Source organism: Cyclobacterium sediminis, from assembly GCF_054781075.1.
In genome coordinates this window covers 170,988-187,650 of record NZ_BAAGVC010000044.1, presented here as the reverse complement: position 1 = coordinate 187,650, position 16,663 = coordinate 170,988, and the positions used below count along the sequence as shown (strand labels likewise).

At 38.0% G+C, this 16,663-nt stretch carries 11 protein-coding genes; 4 read left to right on the top strand and 7 right to left on the bottom strand.

What is annotated here, in order from left to right; translation table 11 throughout:
- Positions 1-119: 119 nt before the first annotated feature.
- From ACYVHJ_RS22875 to ACYVHJ_RS22860, 4 genes are all read right to left on the bottom strand, one after another.
- Positions 120-1,733, bottom strand: a complete 1,614-nt coding sequence (locus ACYVHJ_RS22875) for a RagB/SusD family nutrient uptake outer membrane protein (protein ID WP_339900897.1) — start codon at positions 1,731-1,733, stop codon at positions 120-122.
- A gap of 18 nt (positions 1,734-1,751) precedes the next feature.
- Positions 1,752-5,003, bottom strand: coding sequence for a SusC/RagA family TonB-linked outer membrane protein (locus ACYVHJ_RS22870; RefSeq protein ID WP_460519763.1), 3,252 nt, complete (start codon positions 5,001-5,003; stop codon positions 1,752-1,754).
- An 80-nt stretch (positions 5,004-5,083) separates the two neighbouring features.
- Positions 5,084-6,046 (bottom strand): FecR family protein, encoded by a 963-nt coding sequence (locus ACYVHJ_RS22865; protein WP_460519760.1) that lies wholly within the window; start codon positions 6,044-6,046, stop codon positions 5,084-5,086.
- Positions 6,047-6,231: 185 nt separating this feature from the next.
- Positions 6,232-6,771, bottom strand: coding sequence for an RNA polymerase sigma factor (locus ACYVHJ_RS22860; RefSeq protein ID WP_339900892.1), 540 nt, complete (start codon positions 6,769-6,771; stop codon positions 6,232-6,234).
- Between the two features lie 471 nt (positions 6,772-7,242).
- Here ACYVHJ_RS22860 and ACYVHJ_RS22855 point away from each other — a divergent pair, with 471 nt between their 5' ends.
- Both ACYVHJ_RS22855 and ACYVHJ_RS22850 read left to right on the top strand, forming a co-directional pair.
- Entirely contained in the window at positions 7,243-8,064 is an 822-nt protein-coding gene (locus tag ACYVHJ_RS22855) for a helix-turn-helix domain-containing protein (protein ID WP_460519756.1), read from the top strand.
- A gap of 77 nt (positions 8,065-8,141) precedes the next feature.
- A complete protein-coding gene (locus ACYVHJ_RS22850; RefSeq protein WP_460519753.1) occupies positions 8,142-10,601 on the top strand; it encodes a TonB-dependent receptor in 2,460 nt (819 codons plus the stop codon).
- Positions 10,602-10,629: 28 nt separating this feature from the next.
- Here ACYVHJ_RS22850 and ACYVHJ_RS22845 read toward each other — a convergent pair whose 3' ends face one another.
- Positions 10,630-12,030 (bottom strand): aminotransferase-like domain-containing protein, encoded by a 1,401-nt coding sequence (locus tag ACYVHJ_RS22845; RefSeq protein ID WP_460519750.1) that lies wholly within the window; start codon positions 12,028-12,030, stop codon positions 10,630-10,632.
- 269 nt (positions 12,031-12,299) lie between these two features.
- On the opposite strand from ACYVHJ_RS22845, the gene ACYVHJ_RS22840 reads away from it, so the two are divergent.
- Positions 12,300-13,340 (top strand): branched-chain amino acid transaminase, encoded by a 1,041-nt coding sequence (locus ACYVHJ_RS22840; RefSeq protein WP_460519747.1) that lies wholly within the window; start codon positions 12,300-12,302, stop codon positions 13,338-13,340.
- 100 nt (positions 13,341-13,440) lie between these two features.
- Here ACYVHJ_RS22840 and arfB read toward each other — a convergent pair whose 3' ends face one another.
- Together arfB and ACYVHJ_RS22830 are read right to left on the bottom strand one after the other, a co-directional pair.
- The gene (gene arfB, locus ACYVHJ_RS22835) at positions 13,441-13,857 is read right to left on the bottom strand and encodes an aminoacyl-tRNA hydrolase (protein ID WP_460519744.1); all 417 of its coding nucleotides are present in this window, start codon (positions 13,855-13,857) and stop codon (positions 13,441-13,443) included.
- A gap of 270 nt (positions 13,858-14,127) precedes the next feature.
- Positions 14,128-14,595, bottom strand: coding sequence for a DUF6428 family protein (locus tag ACYVHJ_RS22830; RefSeq protein WP_339900884.1), 468 nt, complete (start codon positions 14,593-14,595; stop codon positions 14,128-14,130).
- 293 nt (positions 14,596-14,888) lie between these two features.
- Here ACYVHJ_RS22830 and ACYVHJ_RS22825 point away from each other — a divergent pair, with 293 nt between their 5' ends.
- Positions 14,889-16,631: an ABC transporter ATP-binding protein gene (locus ACYVHJ_RS22825; protein WP_460519741.1), complete on the top strand. Its 1,743-nt coding sequence runs from the start codon at positions 14,889-14,891 to the stop codon at positions 16,629-16,631.
- The last annotated feature ends 32 nt before the right edge of the window (positions 16,632-16,663 follow it).

The following is a 16,663-nucleotide window of genomic DNA, read 5'->3' as shown; positions in this document are numbered from 1 at the left end:
GGGTTTAAAAAAATGCCCCCTTGGCTTATTAAAAGCTGAAGGGGGCAAATTATGTCCACTAAGGAATTTTATTTCACAAAATGCTTTCCTCTGTAATCAAATTCTTGCGAGCAAAGATACTAATAACCATCATTTTGAGGGAAATCATTCTTTGTTCGGTCAATTTGACTTTGAGGAATGGGACGAAGCATATGGTACTCTTGAATATTGGGTGCAGCATTAGGGTTGTACATTTTCACCCTTTCCAATAGCTTCCCTGTTCTTTTCAAATCAGGCCACCTATGCAATTCTCCGGCCAACTCTCTTCCTCTTTCGTCAAGGATCATATCGATATCCAACTCATCCGGTGTGATTAAAGGAATTTCTTCTCCACCCGGGAATTCAGCCCTTTTTCTCAAAATATTGAAATAGTAGGTTGCTTCATCCAGCTTGCCCTGCATCATCAATGCCTCTGCAGCAATTAGGTAAGTTTCTCCTAAACGCATGTACATATAATCCCTGCCATTGTTTCGTAAGTAAGGGTAGCGATGCTTCTGAACAGTTGGAGAAAATACATCATTTCTGTCTTCAATAATTACCAACCTATAAGGTGCCGCATCAATTTGCTCCTGGGAATATTCCTGTCTGATAGGATCATTGGTAAACCAAGCAGCAGTATCTCCAATAGAAAAACCTTCAGGAACATTAGGTTCGTCATTGTAAAGCCAAGCTTCCTTGAAAGTAACGCTATATCGAGAATCGTTCCTGATATGCAGGCCTTCATTCCTGTAATCATTTCCAAACAAGGTAGTCAGGGTAAAATCTGTAGGCCAAAAACGAGCAATACCAACATGATACATATCATCACCAATTAAACCTGGCAGCAACCATTGCCTTGGGCCTAAGTACCTTTGAAGTTCATTTCCGGGATTGTTTACCTCTGTGTCATCTCCCCACTGTACCGACCAAATTACCTCATCATGCCTCTGGTTAAAAGGATCAAATACATCTGCATAATTGTCTAATAACCGATGTCTTCCGCCTTCAATTACCTGGATTGCCAGTTCTGCAGCTTTCTCCCAATTGCCAATGGTTAAGTGTACCTTTGCCAAATGGTTGGTAGCCGCATCATAGGTAGGCCTCCCATATTGCACTTGTTCTAAAGGAAGATGCTCCATACCATATTCCAAATCTGCTATAATTGCTTGATAAACTTCCTCCTCAGAAGTTCTAAAAGCCTCCAATTCTACACCTGTTGTTTCCTCCAAAGTCAAATGAACGGGACCAAAATGCTGTACTAAGACGAAATAATAGTGCGCACGCAAAAATTTTGCCTCTGCTATTTTCGCCAATTTAGTGGTTTCATTCATCCCTTCTATACCATCTGCTCTGGATATTACCGTATTGGCATAATTGATTCCTCTGTAAAAATGCTCCCACACCAGCACATCACCTGATGGAGAAAGCACCGTTGAAGCATTTAATCCGGGACCATAATTGTCCCATTCTGAATTATAGCTTTGCCCTTCCATGAACATATCCGTTCCAAATAGGTTCATCAATAGTCCGGGTTCCCGCCCATAGTACCATCTTAAAGGTACATAAGCACCAACCAAAGCTTCATCCAACCCTTCTATTGTAGAAAATTGAACATCAGCAACAGTGTCTGTAATCATATTTTCTGTCAAGTCAGCACAACTTATGCTGGTACTGAAGACAGCCAATCCAAGTATATATTTTATTATTGATTTCATCTTTTAGACATTAGTGGTTTAAAATCCAAGTTCAATACCGAACAAAATGGTTCTGTAATTTGGCATATCAAGATCTCTTGCCCCTTCAGGATCAAGTCCTGGAAATGAGGTAAAAGTAAAAGGATTCTGTACACCTGAATAAATTCTGGATTTACGTAAACCCCATCGATCCAATAGCTTATCAGGAAGACTATAACCTAGAGTTATGTTTCTCACCCTAACAAAACTTGCATCAAAATAACCCATAGGCGTAGAATAATCATGTCCTCTAACTCTAGGTTGAGGGTATTCATTACTTGGATTATCCGGTGTCCAATAATTAACATCTCTTGAGTTTAGGTTATAACCTCGACGTAGGTTAAGCATCCCCCCTAGAGAAGTCCCACCAGCCTCACTGAAAATGTTTATCCCCTGAGTGGTGTAAATGAAAAAAGCAAAATCAAAATTATTATAAGTTATTCTATTGTTTAAACTACCGGTCCAGTTAGGAACATCAGATCCTAATAAAATCCTATCATCCGCCCCTATTCTTCCATCATTGTTGATGTCATTCAATTTCATATCTCCCGGGTTGGCGCCATATGAATTGGCCAAATCTCTTTCAGACTCTTGCCAAACGCCAATATACTCCCAATCATAATATACGTTTATTGGTTGCCCTATGAACCATAAGTTACCAGGATCATCTTCTTTGCCTCCATACAATTCAGTAATCTCATTTTTGTTGGCATGGAAAACAAAGTCTGTAGTCCATCTAAACCCTCCCGGTCTTTTGGCTTCTATATTCACCACAGAGACATTGAACTCAATCCCTCTGTTTCTGGTGGCACCTACATTTTCTAAGGTACTTGCAAAACCCGAGGTTGGAGGCAATTGTCTGTTCATAAGCAAATCAATTGTTCTTTGCTGATAAACACCAAAAGTACCCATTACTCGACTGTTCCATAAGGAGAAATCTACACCTATATCAATTTGCCTGGTCCTTTCCCATCTCAATTCCGAATTGGCCAACTCAGCACTTTGAAAACCATAAACAGATTGGTCACCAAATGCATAACCAACTCTTTGTACTCTTCCTTGCGTTTGGTATGGAGCAATACCCGTGTTTCCTACATCGCCATAACTGGCTCTAAGTTTTAATTCATCAAAGATTGAATTATTGGACATAAAATCTTCTTTATCCAACAGCCAAGCCAAGGCCATTGAAGGGAAAAGGCCGTACTTATTACCTTCTGCAAGTCTGGAAGAGCCATCCACTCTTCCTGTCATGGTCACAATGTATTTGTCCTTCATTGAATAATTCAATCGAAGCATATATGATTCAAGCGCCCACTCACTTAAATAAGAGCTTCTAGAGGTAGTCTCTTCAGCAGTTCCAATATTATGGTAACGTTGTTGTTCGAAAGGCAAGCCACGGACAGAAACACCTGAACCTGTTTCTCTGAAATTCTGAACACTGTACAAACCTGTTGCTCGGATTTTATGATCTGTACCTATGTCTTTGGAATAGTTAACAATATTCTCATACAAAATATTGCTGGTTTTGCTATTCGCCACACTAGCCGTAGAGGTTTGCCAAGTATGGGTTCCTCTATCGTAATAAGTCAAATCGGGAGCAAAATTAAATCGATAACTCAATCCTTCGATAATATCTGCCTCAGCATAAATATTGGTGATGATACGTGTTCTGTCTCTTCTATCGATGTACAAATCTCTATCTAAGGCCAAAGTCGGAAAACTCTCCCCTACTGCAAATTCACTTGATAGGGCTCCTTCAGCTCTTTCGGGCCAATCCAAAGGACTCCTTAGGATAATGCTACCAAAATCGCCTCCTCGATACTCTTCACTAGTAGTTACCTGAGCGGATACTCCGGCTCTAAACCTATCACTGACTTCTTGATCCAAGTTTAACCTTCCTACAAATCGAGAAAAATCGTTGTTAGAAACAATAGATTTGTGATCCAAATACGTTCCTGATATGGCATATTTGGTGTCTTCTGTTCCGCCTCTAACACTCAGCTGGTGATTTTGTTGGAAGCCGGTTTTAAAGGCTTCTTCCTGCCAGTCGGTGTCAACACCATTTTGAATCCCTTCTAATTCCCAATCCAAAAATAAATCCTCATCTGTGGTATAAGACCCTTGTTGTCTGGCTGCATCTCTCTGCATTTCAGTAAAAGCCGCTGCATCCATCAAATCCACTTTATTGGCTATATTTTGAATGCCGGCAAACGCACTGTATTCAATCTGCGTTCCACCTGAATAACCTCTTCTTGTGGTAATCAAAATCACACCATTTGACCCCCTAGATCCATAAATAGCAGTGGCAGAGGCATCTTTAAGAATCTCTATGGATTCGATATCGGAAGGGTTAATATCCATAAGATTCCCTGCAATAGGAATACCATCCATTACGATCAAGGGATCATTTCCGGCCACCAAAGACCTTGCTCCCCTAATCCTTACGGTAGCTCCTGCACCAGGCCTGTAGCTATCTGCCACAACATCCACTCCGGCAGCCCTACCCTGAAGTAAGCTTTCAAAAGAATAAGTAGGTTCACTCACAATATCTTGTCTACCAATAGAAGCAATTGAACCGGTAATTTCCCTTCTTTCTACGGAACCGTACCCTACCACAACGAACTCATCTAAAGCAGACTCATCTTCTTTCAAGGTGATGCTTAATTTGGTTTGGTTTCCTACGTCTACCTTTAGCGACTCATAGCCAATAAAAGAAATTAATAAAACAGCGCCTGAGGGAGCATCGATAGAAAAATTACCATCTAAATCTGTGGCTGTACCAATACTTGTTCCTTCTACCAAAATGGTGGCTCCGGGTATTGGACTTCCATTTTCATCAACAATGATACCGGTGATAATTTTCATAACATCAGCTGCCTCCGCAGAATGATCTTCAGGCGTTTTATCGGCAACGGTAATGGTGTGATTTATCTGTTTAAATACTAGGTTGCTATTCCTTGAAATTTCTTCAAGTACAGCTTCAACATTCGATTTTCCCAGATCGATATTCAAAACTTCATCCTTCCTTAGCGCAATTTCATACACAAAGTTAAAATCAGTTTGGCGTTCTATCTGATCAAAAATGTCAACCAAAGTTTCGGCTTCAGGAGAAAGAACGACCTTGGCCTCTTTCATTATTTGAGCATCTGAATTAAATGCCCAACCTACTCCCAAGCCTAAATAAAATAGGCAAGCAATGGAAAATATCCGCATAGTAATCCTCAAAAAAAGGATGAGTAACTTTTTTTTCATAATTTTGTAATGGTTAAATGTAATTCATTTGTAAATGAATTGCTTTTCTATAGTGGCGCTACTTCGACCTAGCGCCACTTTTAGCAATTCCCTTTTTTAACTTTTAATTGTTTTCCGTTTATCTCATAGGCAATTCCAGTAGCGTATTTAATTGATTCCATAATATCTTCTAAGGTCATTCTGGTATAAGTCCCTGTAACAAAACATTTCATATTTTTATCACTCAGTTCTACAGATTCTAAACCATACCAGTCAGACAAGACTGAGAACACTTCATTGATAGGCGTTTTATCAAATATTATTTTACCGTTGATCCAGGCAAACTTTTTATCCGGATTGATCCGCTGTTTGCTTCCTAAACCTATTCCCTCCTTAAAAGTCAACTGCTCATTGGCGGTTAAAAAATTACTTTCGGTAGATTTTTCTTCATGGGCCTCCGACACCTTGACTTTACCTTCTTTGACAGCTACAAACTGTGGTTTATCTTCATATGCGCTTACAGTAAATTCTGTACCCAACACTCTAGTTTCTAGCCCCTCTGTTACTACCACAAAAGGATTGGCCGAATCTTTCTCCACATCAAAAAATGCCTCCCCTTTCAAAAACACCTTCCTATTGGCTGAAAATTGCTTGCTTATTTTCACCTTGCTATTCCCATTCAAAAAAATCTTAGACCCGTCTGGCAATGTAAGCTGCCGCCTTACTCCTCGAGGGTTTACAAATTCTTCAAAACGCTCTTCTACTACAGTCTCTACGGTCGGTTCGGTTGAATATTTATTATTATAAACTTCAAACATTCCAATAAAAACAATCACTACTGCAGCTGCCCAGCCTATCCAACTGAAATCAATTTTATAACTGGGCTTTGGTGCCATAAAAGCTCTTAATCTCTTTAAATTTTTCTCTTTTCTGGAATCAAAATCAACCTCATCCGAATTGTCAAGATTTTCATACCATTCATTCAGGATCAATCTTTCCTCAGGACTTAGCTTACCTTCTAATTCCTTCTTAATGAGCCGCAAAATATGATTTGGAAAATTCATAATATCTCTTCTATATATACTAAGTGTTAAAAAACTTAGAACACTACCTAAAAAAAAGGCATTATTTTAAATTTTTCCTAAAAAAACTTAAATGAGCTAACTATACAATGACTATCACCTCTAAATATTAAAGATATTGAAAGAGAAAAAATATAGATTTTTAAAATTTTATTTGGAATTAACAGTTAACCTAAAAGATAATTCTTTATTTCTGCCCGGATAAAAAGTAAAGACATATGGATTTTATTGTGTACTGTTTGAGGGGCAATCTGCAATTTGGAGGCTATTTCTTTTGTAGAAAGTTGATTAATTCTGCTTAACTTAAAAGTTTCTCTTTGCCCTTTAGGCAATTTATTAATGGCTACTTCAATTTTTTCGTACAATTCTTCAAACTCCAAGATTCTGGGCGCTTCAGATTTCATTTGAACCTCATCAAGCCCGGCTATATCACATAAAAACTTTCTTTTATAAATGACCCTATAAACCTTATATTTTACAGCAGTGAGCAAATACACCTTGAGGTCTTTTTGAATGGCTAAGGATTTTCTGTTATTCCAGAGGGTTAAAAAAATATCCTGCACCAAATCTTCTGCTTCTGAAGAGTCGCCCAGTTTGGCATAAGCCTGCCTCACTAATAGCTCCCAATATTTATTGTAAATGGCTTCAAATGCTTTCACATTGTCCAAGGCCATGGCTTTTAACAACAGTACATCGGAATCTTTCATTTTATTTTTAGTAGGATAAATAACGCTACACCTTTCGAATTTATGGGAACATTTCCTAGTTTCCAATTTAGTAATCCATTTCGAAGGAGAAATTTCAATAATTTAATGGTTATTTGACAATAAAATTATCTATTATTTTCTTAAAATCATCCATCTAACTGACCAATTATATAACGAAACCTTTTATTTATGAAATAATTTTTATTCAATTTAAATAACAAGGAAACCAAATGGCTTGATGACAACCTTTCATTGTAAGTTTTTATTTTCACCGGCAGATAAACTTATTGATTTATAAGTGTTTATTCTTTCATTTTAAAGACTAAAAAGTCAGTAGGAAATAGTTGGGTAGGTAAAGATTTAATTGCTTCGGTCGAAATAAATCCCATTTAAGTGGTAATTTCTCTAAAATGCTTCTGTAAGTTTGCTATATGTAAATAAGGGGAAAAAATTAGAAAGTTCACAAGGGTTATGGAAAAAGAAGTGAAGGAAATAGGCAAAAAAAATAAAATTGAGAAAGAATTGATTATTAAGGTTTCAAAAATGAAGCCTGTTATTAAACCAACCAAACCCCATCGACATGAGGGATACCATGAATTGATATTTTTAAATCAGGGATCCGGATACCATGTAGTTGATGACATCAAACATGAAGTCCGCCCTCCTGTTGGTTTTTATTTAAATTTTGGGCAAGTCCACTGCTGGGATTTTTCGAAAATCCCTGAAGGTTATGTGGTAATGTTTAAGGAGGAAGCACTTGCCAAATACCCTGCTGCTTTGGACAATCTTTTTCGATTGCATAATAAATTTAACCTTCCAAGGCAAGACTCTATTTTGATGGATCAACTCAACCTATTCTATAGGGATTTTAAAGCCAATGAACCCTTGGAACTGCTGTCAGCTCACCTCAATACTATTATTTTAAAAACGCTTTACCTCCCTGCCTTAAAAGACCAAGTTCATCCAAGCTTTGTAAGTGAGTTCAGTAGGCTAAAAAAATTACTCAATGAAAATTATATCAAATTGAGGACTGTGGAAGAGTATGCCAACCTTATGAATTTAAGCAGCCGGAAATTGAATCAAATTTGTCAGGCAGCTGCAGGTTGTAATACCATTGAAATAATCAAAGAAAAACTATTAATAGAATCCAAAAATTTACTAACACATACCAATCTTCCTGTCAATGAGGTTGCCTACCAACTGAATTTTTCAGATGCATCCAACTTTATAAAGTTCTTTAAATCTCAAACTACCTTAACTCCTTTGGAGTATCGTGCCCGATTATTGTCCTAAAATCACCATTATTGGTAAAAATCTACCGCTGTATTAGCACTTTTCCTGACTTATTTTGCATCTTAACAAAATAAGAAATGAGAAAAGCCCATCTAATCGTATTTTATTTATTCTTTTTCAATGCTGCCTTTGGACAGACGCTAATAAAAGGAACCTTAAATGACGCCAATGAAAACACTTCCATTGAGTATGGAAGCATAGGCCTTTACAGTCCTGCGGATTCAAGCCTTGTAAATGGAACTATCACTGAACCTGATGGTACATTTGTTTTGGAAGGATTAAAAGAAGGTGAATATTATTTAAGCGCCCAATTTATGGGCTATAAAAATTTAATTATTAGCCCTGTAAATGTTGAGAAAGGTAAAGCCTTAAATTTAGGCACATTGCTAATCTCTCCGGATGAGCAGTTACTGGCCATGGTGGAAGTTTCCGGTTCTCGGTTTACCGCCATGCACAAAGTGGACCGCCAGGTTTTTGCCTCCTCCGAGTTTTTGACGGGAAAAGGAGGCAACGCTATAGATCTGATAAGAAATCTACCATCGGTTTCAATCAATGCAGAAGGAGAGCTGTCTGTTCGGGGTGCAACAGGTTTTGTGGTGATGATCAATGGCAAACCTGTGCAATCTGATCCCTCAATTATTCTCAGTCAGTTACCGGCCAATGCCATTAAAAACATTGAATTAGTCACTGCCCCATCAGCTAAATATGACCCTGAAGGCAAGGCCGGAATTATAAATATAACTACAGAGAAAGGAGCAACAGATGGTACCTATATTCAAGTGAATACAAGGCTTGGACTCCCAAGCATTCAAGATTATAACAACAAAGAAAAACCTCAAAGATACGGAGCAGATTTCACTATCAACCACAAAAGTGAAGCTTGGGACCTCTCTTTTGGAGCCAGTTATTTGAGAAATGACATCAATGGGCGAAGAGAAGGTGAAGTTTACACCATAATTGATGGCATAACAACTTATTTCCCATCAGATGGCGAGCGAGGGTTTGATGAGGAGGCATACTCAGGAAGGTTTACTTTAGGCTATTCCCCCAATGTCAAAAATAATTTCAGCCTGGGATTTTATGGAGGAATCAGAAGTAAAGACCGTACTGCTGATATCCTTTATTATGACAACCATGCAGAAAGGGATGGTGAGCGGCTGTACACCATGCAATATTACAATGAGAATTTGAGGATACGTAAAAGTGATTTTGCTTTGGGGAGTTTTGATTACACCCACCTATTTGACAATGAAGCAAGCATATCTTCTTCTTTTCTTTACGAATACACCATGTTGGGAGGCCCCACCACCAATAGAAACCTTGGCTACCCAAATATGGATTTTATCTACCAAGATGAGTACAATACCAATGATAATCCTTTGCATGGAATTCGGTGGAAAATTGACTATAAGGCAAAACCCAAGCCCTGGGGATCATTTGAGGGAGGATATCAATTTAGAAGTTTGAACCATTCCGGAGACTTTGTCTACGAAAGAAGAAATACTGAAGGGAAATTTGTGTTGGTTCCTGAGTTTTCTTCAAATGTAGATTTAAAACGATTGATTCATGCAGCCTACGGTCAGGTAAATGGCAACAAAGGCAAGTGGAGTTATACGGCAGGTTTAAGGTTTGAGTATATGGATCGTTCACTGCATTTAAAAGACAAAGGCAATACGGTTGACAGCACCTATACCTACGATTTCTTTAAACCTTACCCCTCAGCCAATATTCAATACAGAGTAAACGAGAATTTAAACTTTAAAGCTGCTTACAGCCGAAGAGTAGATCGCACTACAACATTTAAAATGAACCCCTTCCCTGAAAGGGAACATTCCGAAACATTGGAACAAGGAGATCCAACTTTATTGCCTGAATTTATCGATCTTGTTGAGGCGGGCTTAGTTAAAAACTTTGGTGAAAATAGTTTTTATACAACAGCTTACTACAGAAATGTTCAAAACTTAGTAAATAGAGTAAACACCATTTATAACGACACCATATTGAATCGCATTTATTCAAATGTGGGCACAGGAAGATCTCTTGGACTGGAAGCGGGCCTGGAGCTCAACCCAACAAACAATTGGAAAATATTTGCCGGTGGGAATGTATACCAATATCAAATTACCGGAGAGTTTGACAATCGCCCCATTGATAATTCAGCCTGGGTGTATTCCATCAATGCCAATGCGAGTTATGCTTTTTCTTCTACCTTTAGTTTGCAATGGTCCCTAAACTACCTTTCTAAAAGGATTACAGCTCAAGGAGAAGACTCCAGATTTTTATCCCCAAATCTAGTAGCAAAGAAAACTTTTATGGGAGACAGGCTCACTGCCAGTTTACAGTGGTTAAATATGGACATGGGGCTATTGCCGACAAACGAACAAAGAATTACCACCTGGAGAAAAGATGCTTTTTACACCACTACCAACTATGTTTTGGAAGTAGATATGATACTTTTAAATCTTAGCTACACCATTAATCCCGGTAAAAACAAATCGAGATTTGTGAAAAGTGAGTTTGGTGAAAAAGAATTTTAACATCCATAGGGGCAGATTTTAGGAAAATTTATTCTTTTAAAATCTGCCCCAACAATTCTAGTTCTTTTTCCAACTTTTCCGACCATGGCAGCCCATAATTTAATCTGAGACAATTGTGAAACTGACTTTGCAAGGTAAACATCCTACCGGGAGCGATGCTAATCCCTCTGGACAAGACTTTATCAAATAATTTACCCGTATCCCATTTTTTATCCAATTCCACCCATAACACAAAGCCTCCTTGAGGTCTACTTATTTTAGTTCCCTTTGGGAAATAGTCGGCAATGGCTCGAATAAAATGCAAAGAATTGCTATATAACCTTGCCCTTAGCTGCCGGAGGTGCTTTTCATAATAATCGTTTTCTAAAAATAAACCTATGGCTTCTTGGGTAATGGTTGTCCCGGACACGGAATGAAATAATTTAAGCTTTAAAATCGCTTTCATGAATTTCCCGGGAGCCATCCAGCCTACCCTATAGCCCGGAGCAAGGGTTTTGGAAACTGAGCCACACCACAACACAATCCCCTCGTTATCAAAAGCTTTACATGGTTTAGGGCGTGATTGACCAAAATATACATCTCCATACAAATCGTCTTCAATGAGTGGCACATTGTGCCTGGTTAAGAGCTTAACAACTTCTTTTTTATTTTTATCAGGCATACAACTACCTAAAGGATTGTTAAAATTACTCACCAGCAAACATATGTCTATTTTATCAACCAATTCTTCCAAATCTTTGGGCAAAACCCCATATTCAGGATCAGTAGGCAGTTCAATCACTTTAAGCCCCATGTTTTTGGCCAATTGTAAAATACCAAAGTAAACAGGGCTTTCGACACCTATTCGGTCACCGGGCTTGGTCAAAGCCATAAAGGCCAAGGAAATGGCGTGCATGGCTCCGGAAGTTGTCACCAATTCATCCACCCCCAGGTTCCCTCCCCAAGTAAAGGACCATTTGGAAACATTTTTCCTTAACCGCATATTGCCTTGAATATCATCGTAGGCGGTTCCTCCTGCCCCCAATGTTTTGGTGGCCGTTTGGATGCATTTATTTAACCTGGCCACAGGAAAAAAAGACTCGTCAGGAACACTTAAAGACATCTGGGTGATGTCTTTGTTTACAAAATGAGAAAAGACTTTGCCAATTAAACCATCTTCTTTTCCTACCATGCCATTGACATTGGGGCTACTTGCCATGGGCATGGGCAAGATTTGGTCTTCTCTTTGACAAACAAAAAAACCCACCTGCGGCCTGGAAACTATAAAGGATCTGCTTTCTAAAAGCAAATAAGCTTGAATTACTGTATTTTTACTGACTCCGTATTCTTTGCTAACCGTTCGAATAGAAGGCATTTTGTCACCTAATTTTAAGGTTTTTTTTGTAATCAGGTTTTCGAAATTCTCTGCCAATTCTTCGAATAAAGTCATTGATGTAGATTTTGAACTGTACCCTTCAAATTTAAATAAATTGTATCTGTAACCAATCAAAGATTCTTATTTAATTTGCAATCACAATCAATTGATTTTGTAGAACAAACGAGTAGCCTATTTATTTATAGGTAATAAACTTTCTTAAGGAACCCATAAAGCATGGGCTTTTATCACCCCTAAAAAAGCAATTGATATTCAATAGGTTAAAAAGAATTACTTTTTTCTTAAAATGAAAAGAAAGAAGTTTCAATAATTTGATATTACCCATGATGAACGAAACGATAACTCAGAAGCCTGATTTTGATTTTGATAATTTCACCTTTGGATTACAGGCAACCGACCGGATGTTGGTAGCTCGCTATGAAAATGGCGCTTGGTCAGATTTTAAAATTGGGCCGGTTCAAAATATTTCATTGTCACCCTTGGCCATGTGTTTACACTATGGGCAAACTGTCTTTGAGGGCCTAAAAGCCTTTCGCACGGTGGATGGTAAAATCAATGTATTTCGATTGGAAAGCCATTATAAACGAATGAACCGTTCCTTAGAAAGAATGGCCATGCCCCCATTGCCTGCTTCATGTTTTATCGATGGAATACGCGAACTGCTAAGCAAAGAAAGTAAATGGGTAATAGATGACCCTGAATATGCCCTTTATATTCGACCATTTGCCGTTGCAACTGAAAACAAATTAGGGGTAGATGCCTCCAAGGAGTACCTATTTATGGTGGTGCTCTCTCCTCTGAAGGCCTATTATTCCAGACCATTAAGAGTAAAAGTAGAAACTGATTATATCCGCTCTTCAAGAGGTGGCACCGGCTCAGCAAAAAATGGGGGGAATTATGGCGCTTCCCTTTTACCACAGATCAAAGCCAAAGAAGATGGCTTTGATCAAATAATATGGCTAGACGCCAAAGAGCGTAAATTTATAGAAGAGTCAGGCACCATGAATATCATGTTTATTCTCAATGGAAAAACCTTGCTTACCCCTTCTTTGAGTGACAGTATTTTGGATGGGATTACCAGAAACTCAATTCTTAGCCTTGCTCCCGACTTGGGACTTGAAGTTGAAGAAAGAGCCATTGAAGTTACCGAGATTCTGAAAAGAATTCGTTCAGGTGAAAAGGTAGAAGCCTTTGGGGTAGGTACAGCAGCTGTAATTTCACCTATTAAGGAAATCTCTTATAAAGGTGAGATCTTTAAAACCTTTGTCGATGAGAATGCAGACATGTATCGAATAAAAAATAAACTTGCTGACATCCGAAGAGGCTTGAGTCCAGACAAATTCGGTTGGTCAGATTTGGTTTAAGCATTTAAAAAGTATCATTCAATAAGCCTAAAGCTGTCATTGGCAGTTTTAGGATTATTTTTATATAGGTAGGTCTTGAGAAATAAGGTTTTGAATCAGGTCAAAAGTTTTTATTTCTCAGGGCTTTTTTTTCTGAACGGAATCGTTTTGCTTTTAATCTTCTTTCTTTTGCAGCTTTGCTAGGTCGAGTGGCTTTTCTTTTCTTTCTCTTTTCAAATGCTTTTTCTAGAAATTCATTGAACTTTCTTACCACCGTTTTTTTATTTTCCAGTTGAGATCTAGAGGATTGCGCATCAAATTGAAGACTTCCTTCTTTATCCAATTTACTAGAAAATTTACTCATTAATAGCTCTTTTTCTGCTTCAGTTAAAAACTGAGAATTGGGCACATTAAAAAACAAAGTAACTCTTGAGTTTACCTTGTTTACATTTTGCCCTCCAGGCCCACTACTTCTAGAGGCCTGAAAGTTAAATTCAGAATGAAAAACTTTATTTTTTATCTTATCTCCAATTGTCATAAAGGTGCAAAAGACTATTTTATACAAAAATAGGAAACATGACCAGAATAATTGCCCCTATTTTAAAATCCATTAATCAAAGTCCAATTTTTGTAATCAACGAAAGCAACAAATAATCACAGATTTTGAAGGGATTTGACCAATTATATTTAAGGGTTCAGTCCGAGACACCATTAAGAAAGCTTTAAAAGAAAAAAAATTAACCTTCACCATATCTCCTATTAAGAATTTATGATGAAGGGTAATTTGACTTTTTTCTATGCCTACCTATTAACAACAACCTCCACCGGGAGTACAGGACCCTGCAGATTCAGCTGAAACCATTTTCAATGTTGGCTTCTTTTCAGGAATACCACATTGCTCTTTGGCCAAACAATCGGTTTGTTTACTTGTAAGTAAAAAACGATCGTTACTAAATTCTAAGCCAAATTTTTGGATGGTCTGACCCTGATATTCAACTTCAATCTCGCTATCATTTAACTTCAGCACCTTTTCCGACAATTCAATGATGTGAAGTAACTTTTCCGGGTGTAAACGATGGTTGTAATCATCTGCAGACCAAAGCTGAAAATTAATCACTTCCTCTTTTCTTTCTGTTCCTCCACAGTCTATGAAATGTTTTACCACCTTCCCTACTTCCGTCACATGAAAATGCTCCGGAACCAAAGATCCATCAGGTAGTTGAAATAATAATTCTTCCTGTTTAGTCAACAGGGGTTTGATTTCTGAAAGTTTCATATCCTTATTGTTTTAATCATTCGATTGTATCACGATGGTTACTCTATTGAAGTTTAAAATCTAAATCGGAAGGAATTGGTATAACCATCGCTTCATTGCAATATTACGATTAATTAATCGAAAGTAAAAGAATGACGTTTAATTTTTTATATTTTAAGGGCAATATCTGTAGCAAAGCCATACTTTTAGCACCTGTTTGCTTAAATAAACGAGGCATCATCAAATAGAATTCAGCAAAGGGAATGTTTTTAGTGAAATTTTGTTTATTATTCAATCTCTCTTTAGATAAATCTATGGCAAAAAATAAAAGTAATGTTAGTTTAAATAGTGTTTTTAAAACCATTATTTGGCCAAGGCGAAAGTATATATTCATTGGACTTGTTTTAATAATCATCAGTAGGCTTTCCGGTCTGGTATTACCTTGGGCCAGCAAGTATTTGGTAGATGATGTTATACCATCCAGCAATTTTGAATTGCTCAAATGGCTTATTGTGGCCGTGGTAATAGCTGTCACAGTTCAGGCAGTAACCTCATTTGGATTGACACAAATATTAAGTGTTGAAGCCCAAAACTTGATTGCAAAATTAAGGGTAGAAGTGCAGGCCCATATTATAAGGTTACCAATTCGTTTTTTTGACAATGCCAAAACAGGTGAATTGGTATCCAGGGTAATGACAGATGTGGAAGGGGTCCGAAATCTGGTAGGTACAGGGCTAGCTCAGATGGTAGGAGGATTGCTTACTTCTATAATAAGTCTAGTACTTTTGATTTACATCAGTCCTAAGATGACTTTATATGTATTGGTACCGGTAATAATTTTTGGCGTAATTTCTTTGAAAGCATTTGGCAAGATACGGCCAATTTTCAGAGAACGAAGCAAAATCAATGCCGACGTTACAGGCCGATTAACAGAAACTTTAGGAGGAATTCGGGTCATTAAGGGCTTCAATGCAGAAGACCAGGAAACCAAAATATTTGAATCGGGAGTAAAAAAACTGTTTTTAAATGTAAAAAGCAGTTTGACAGCCACAAGTGTGGTCACAAGTGCAGCTACTTTTTTATTGGGCCTAGCCTCTGCAGGCATTATGGGAATAGGTGGCTACATGATCATGGAAGACCAATTGACTTTCGGAGATTTCTTAGCTTTCACTTTATTATTGGGATTTATGATCGCCCCAATCCTTCAAATGAGCAATATCGGAAGCCAGCTAACAGAAGCTTTTGCCGGGCTTGACAGGACACAGGAGTTGATGAATATACCATTGGAAGCAGATCCTGCCAACCGGAACATCATGCTACCGGAAATAAAGGGAAGGGTGTCTTTTGACAATGTTCATTTTGAATATGAACCCGGATCCGAGATAATAAAAGGAGTGGATTTTATTGCTAAACCGGGAAGCGTAACCGCTTTGGTAGGTAGCTCCGGATCAGGAAAAACAACCATTTCAGGACTCGTTGCTTCCTTTCTAATCCCTTCCAAAGGGATTGTTAGTATAGATGGTCAGGACTTGAGTAAAGTGGATCTGAATTCATTTAGGAAACAATTGGGTGTAGTACTTCAGGATGATTTTCTGTTTGAGGGCACAATCAGGGAAAATATCATGTTCCCAAGACCGAATGCTTCTGAGGAATTGCTTCAAGAGGCAGTAAAGTCTGCTTATGTGAATCAATTTACAGATCAATTTGAAAATGGGCTGGAAACAGTAATTGGAGAAAGGGGAGTAAAACTTTCCGGAGGTCAAAGACAGAGATTGGCTATTGCCAGAGCAATTTTGGCTGATCCACGCATATTAATTTTGGATGAGGCTACAAGTAATTTAGATGCAGAAAGTGAGCATTTCATTCAGTCCAGTTTAAAAAGTCTAATGGCAGGAAGGACTACATTTGTGATTGCTCATAGGCTAAGTACCATCAGACAGGCCGATCAAATATTGGTTATAGAAAAAGGTCAGATTGTAGAACGAGGGAAACACGATGAGTTGATTCAGTCCAAGGGCCGTTACCATGATTTGTACACCTTCCAAGCAAGAATTTAAAGTCTTTTAAACCCATATCCTTTAAAAAAAAC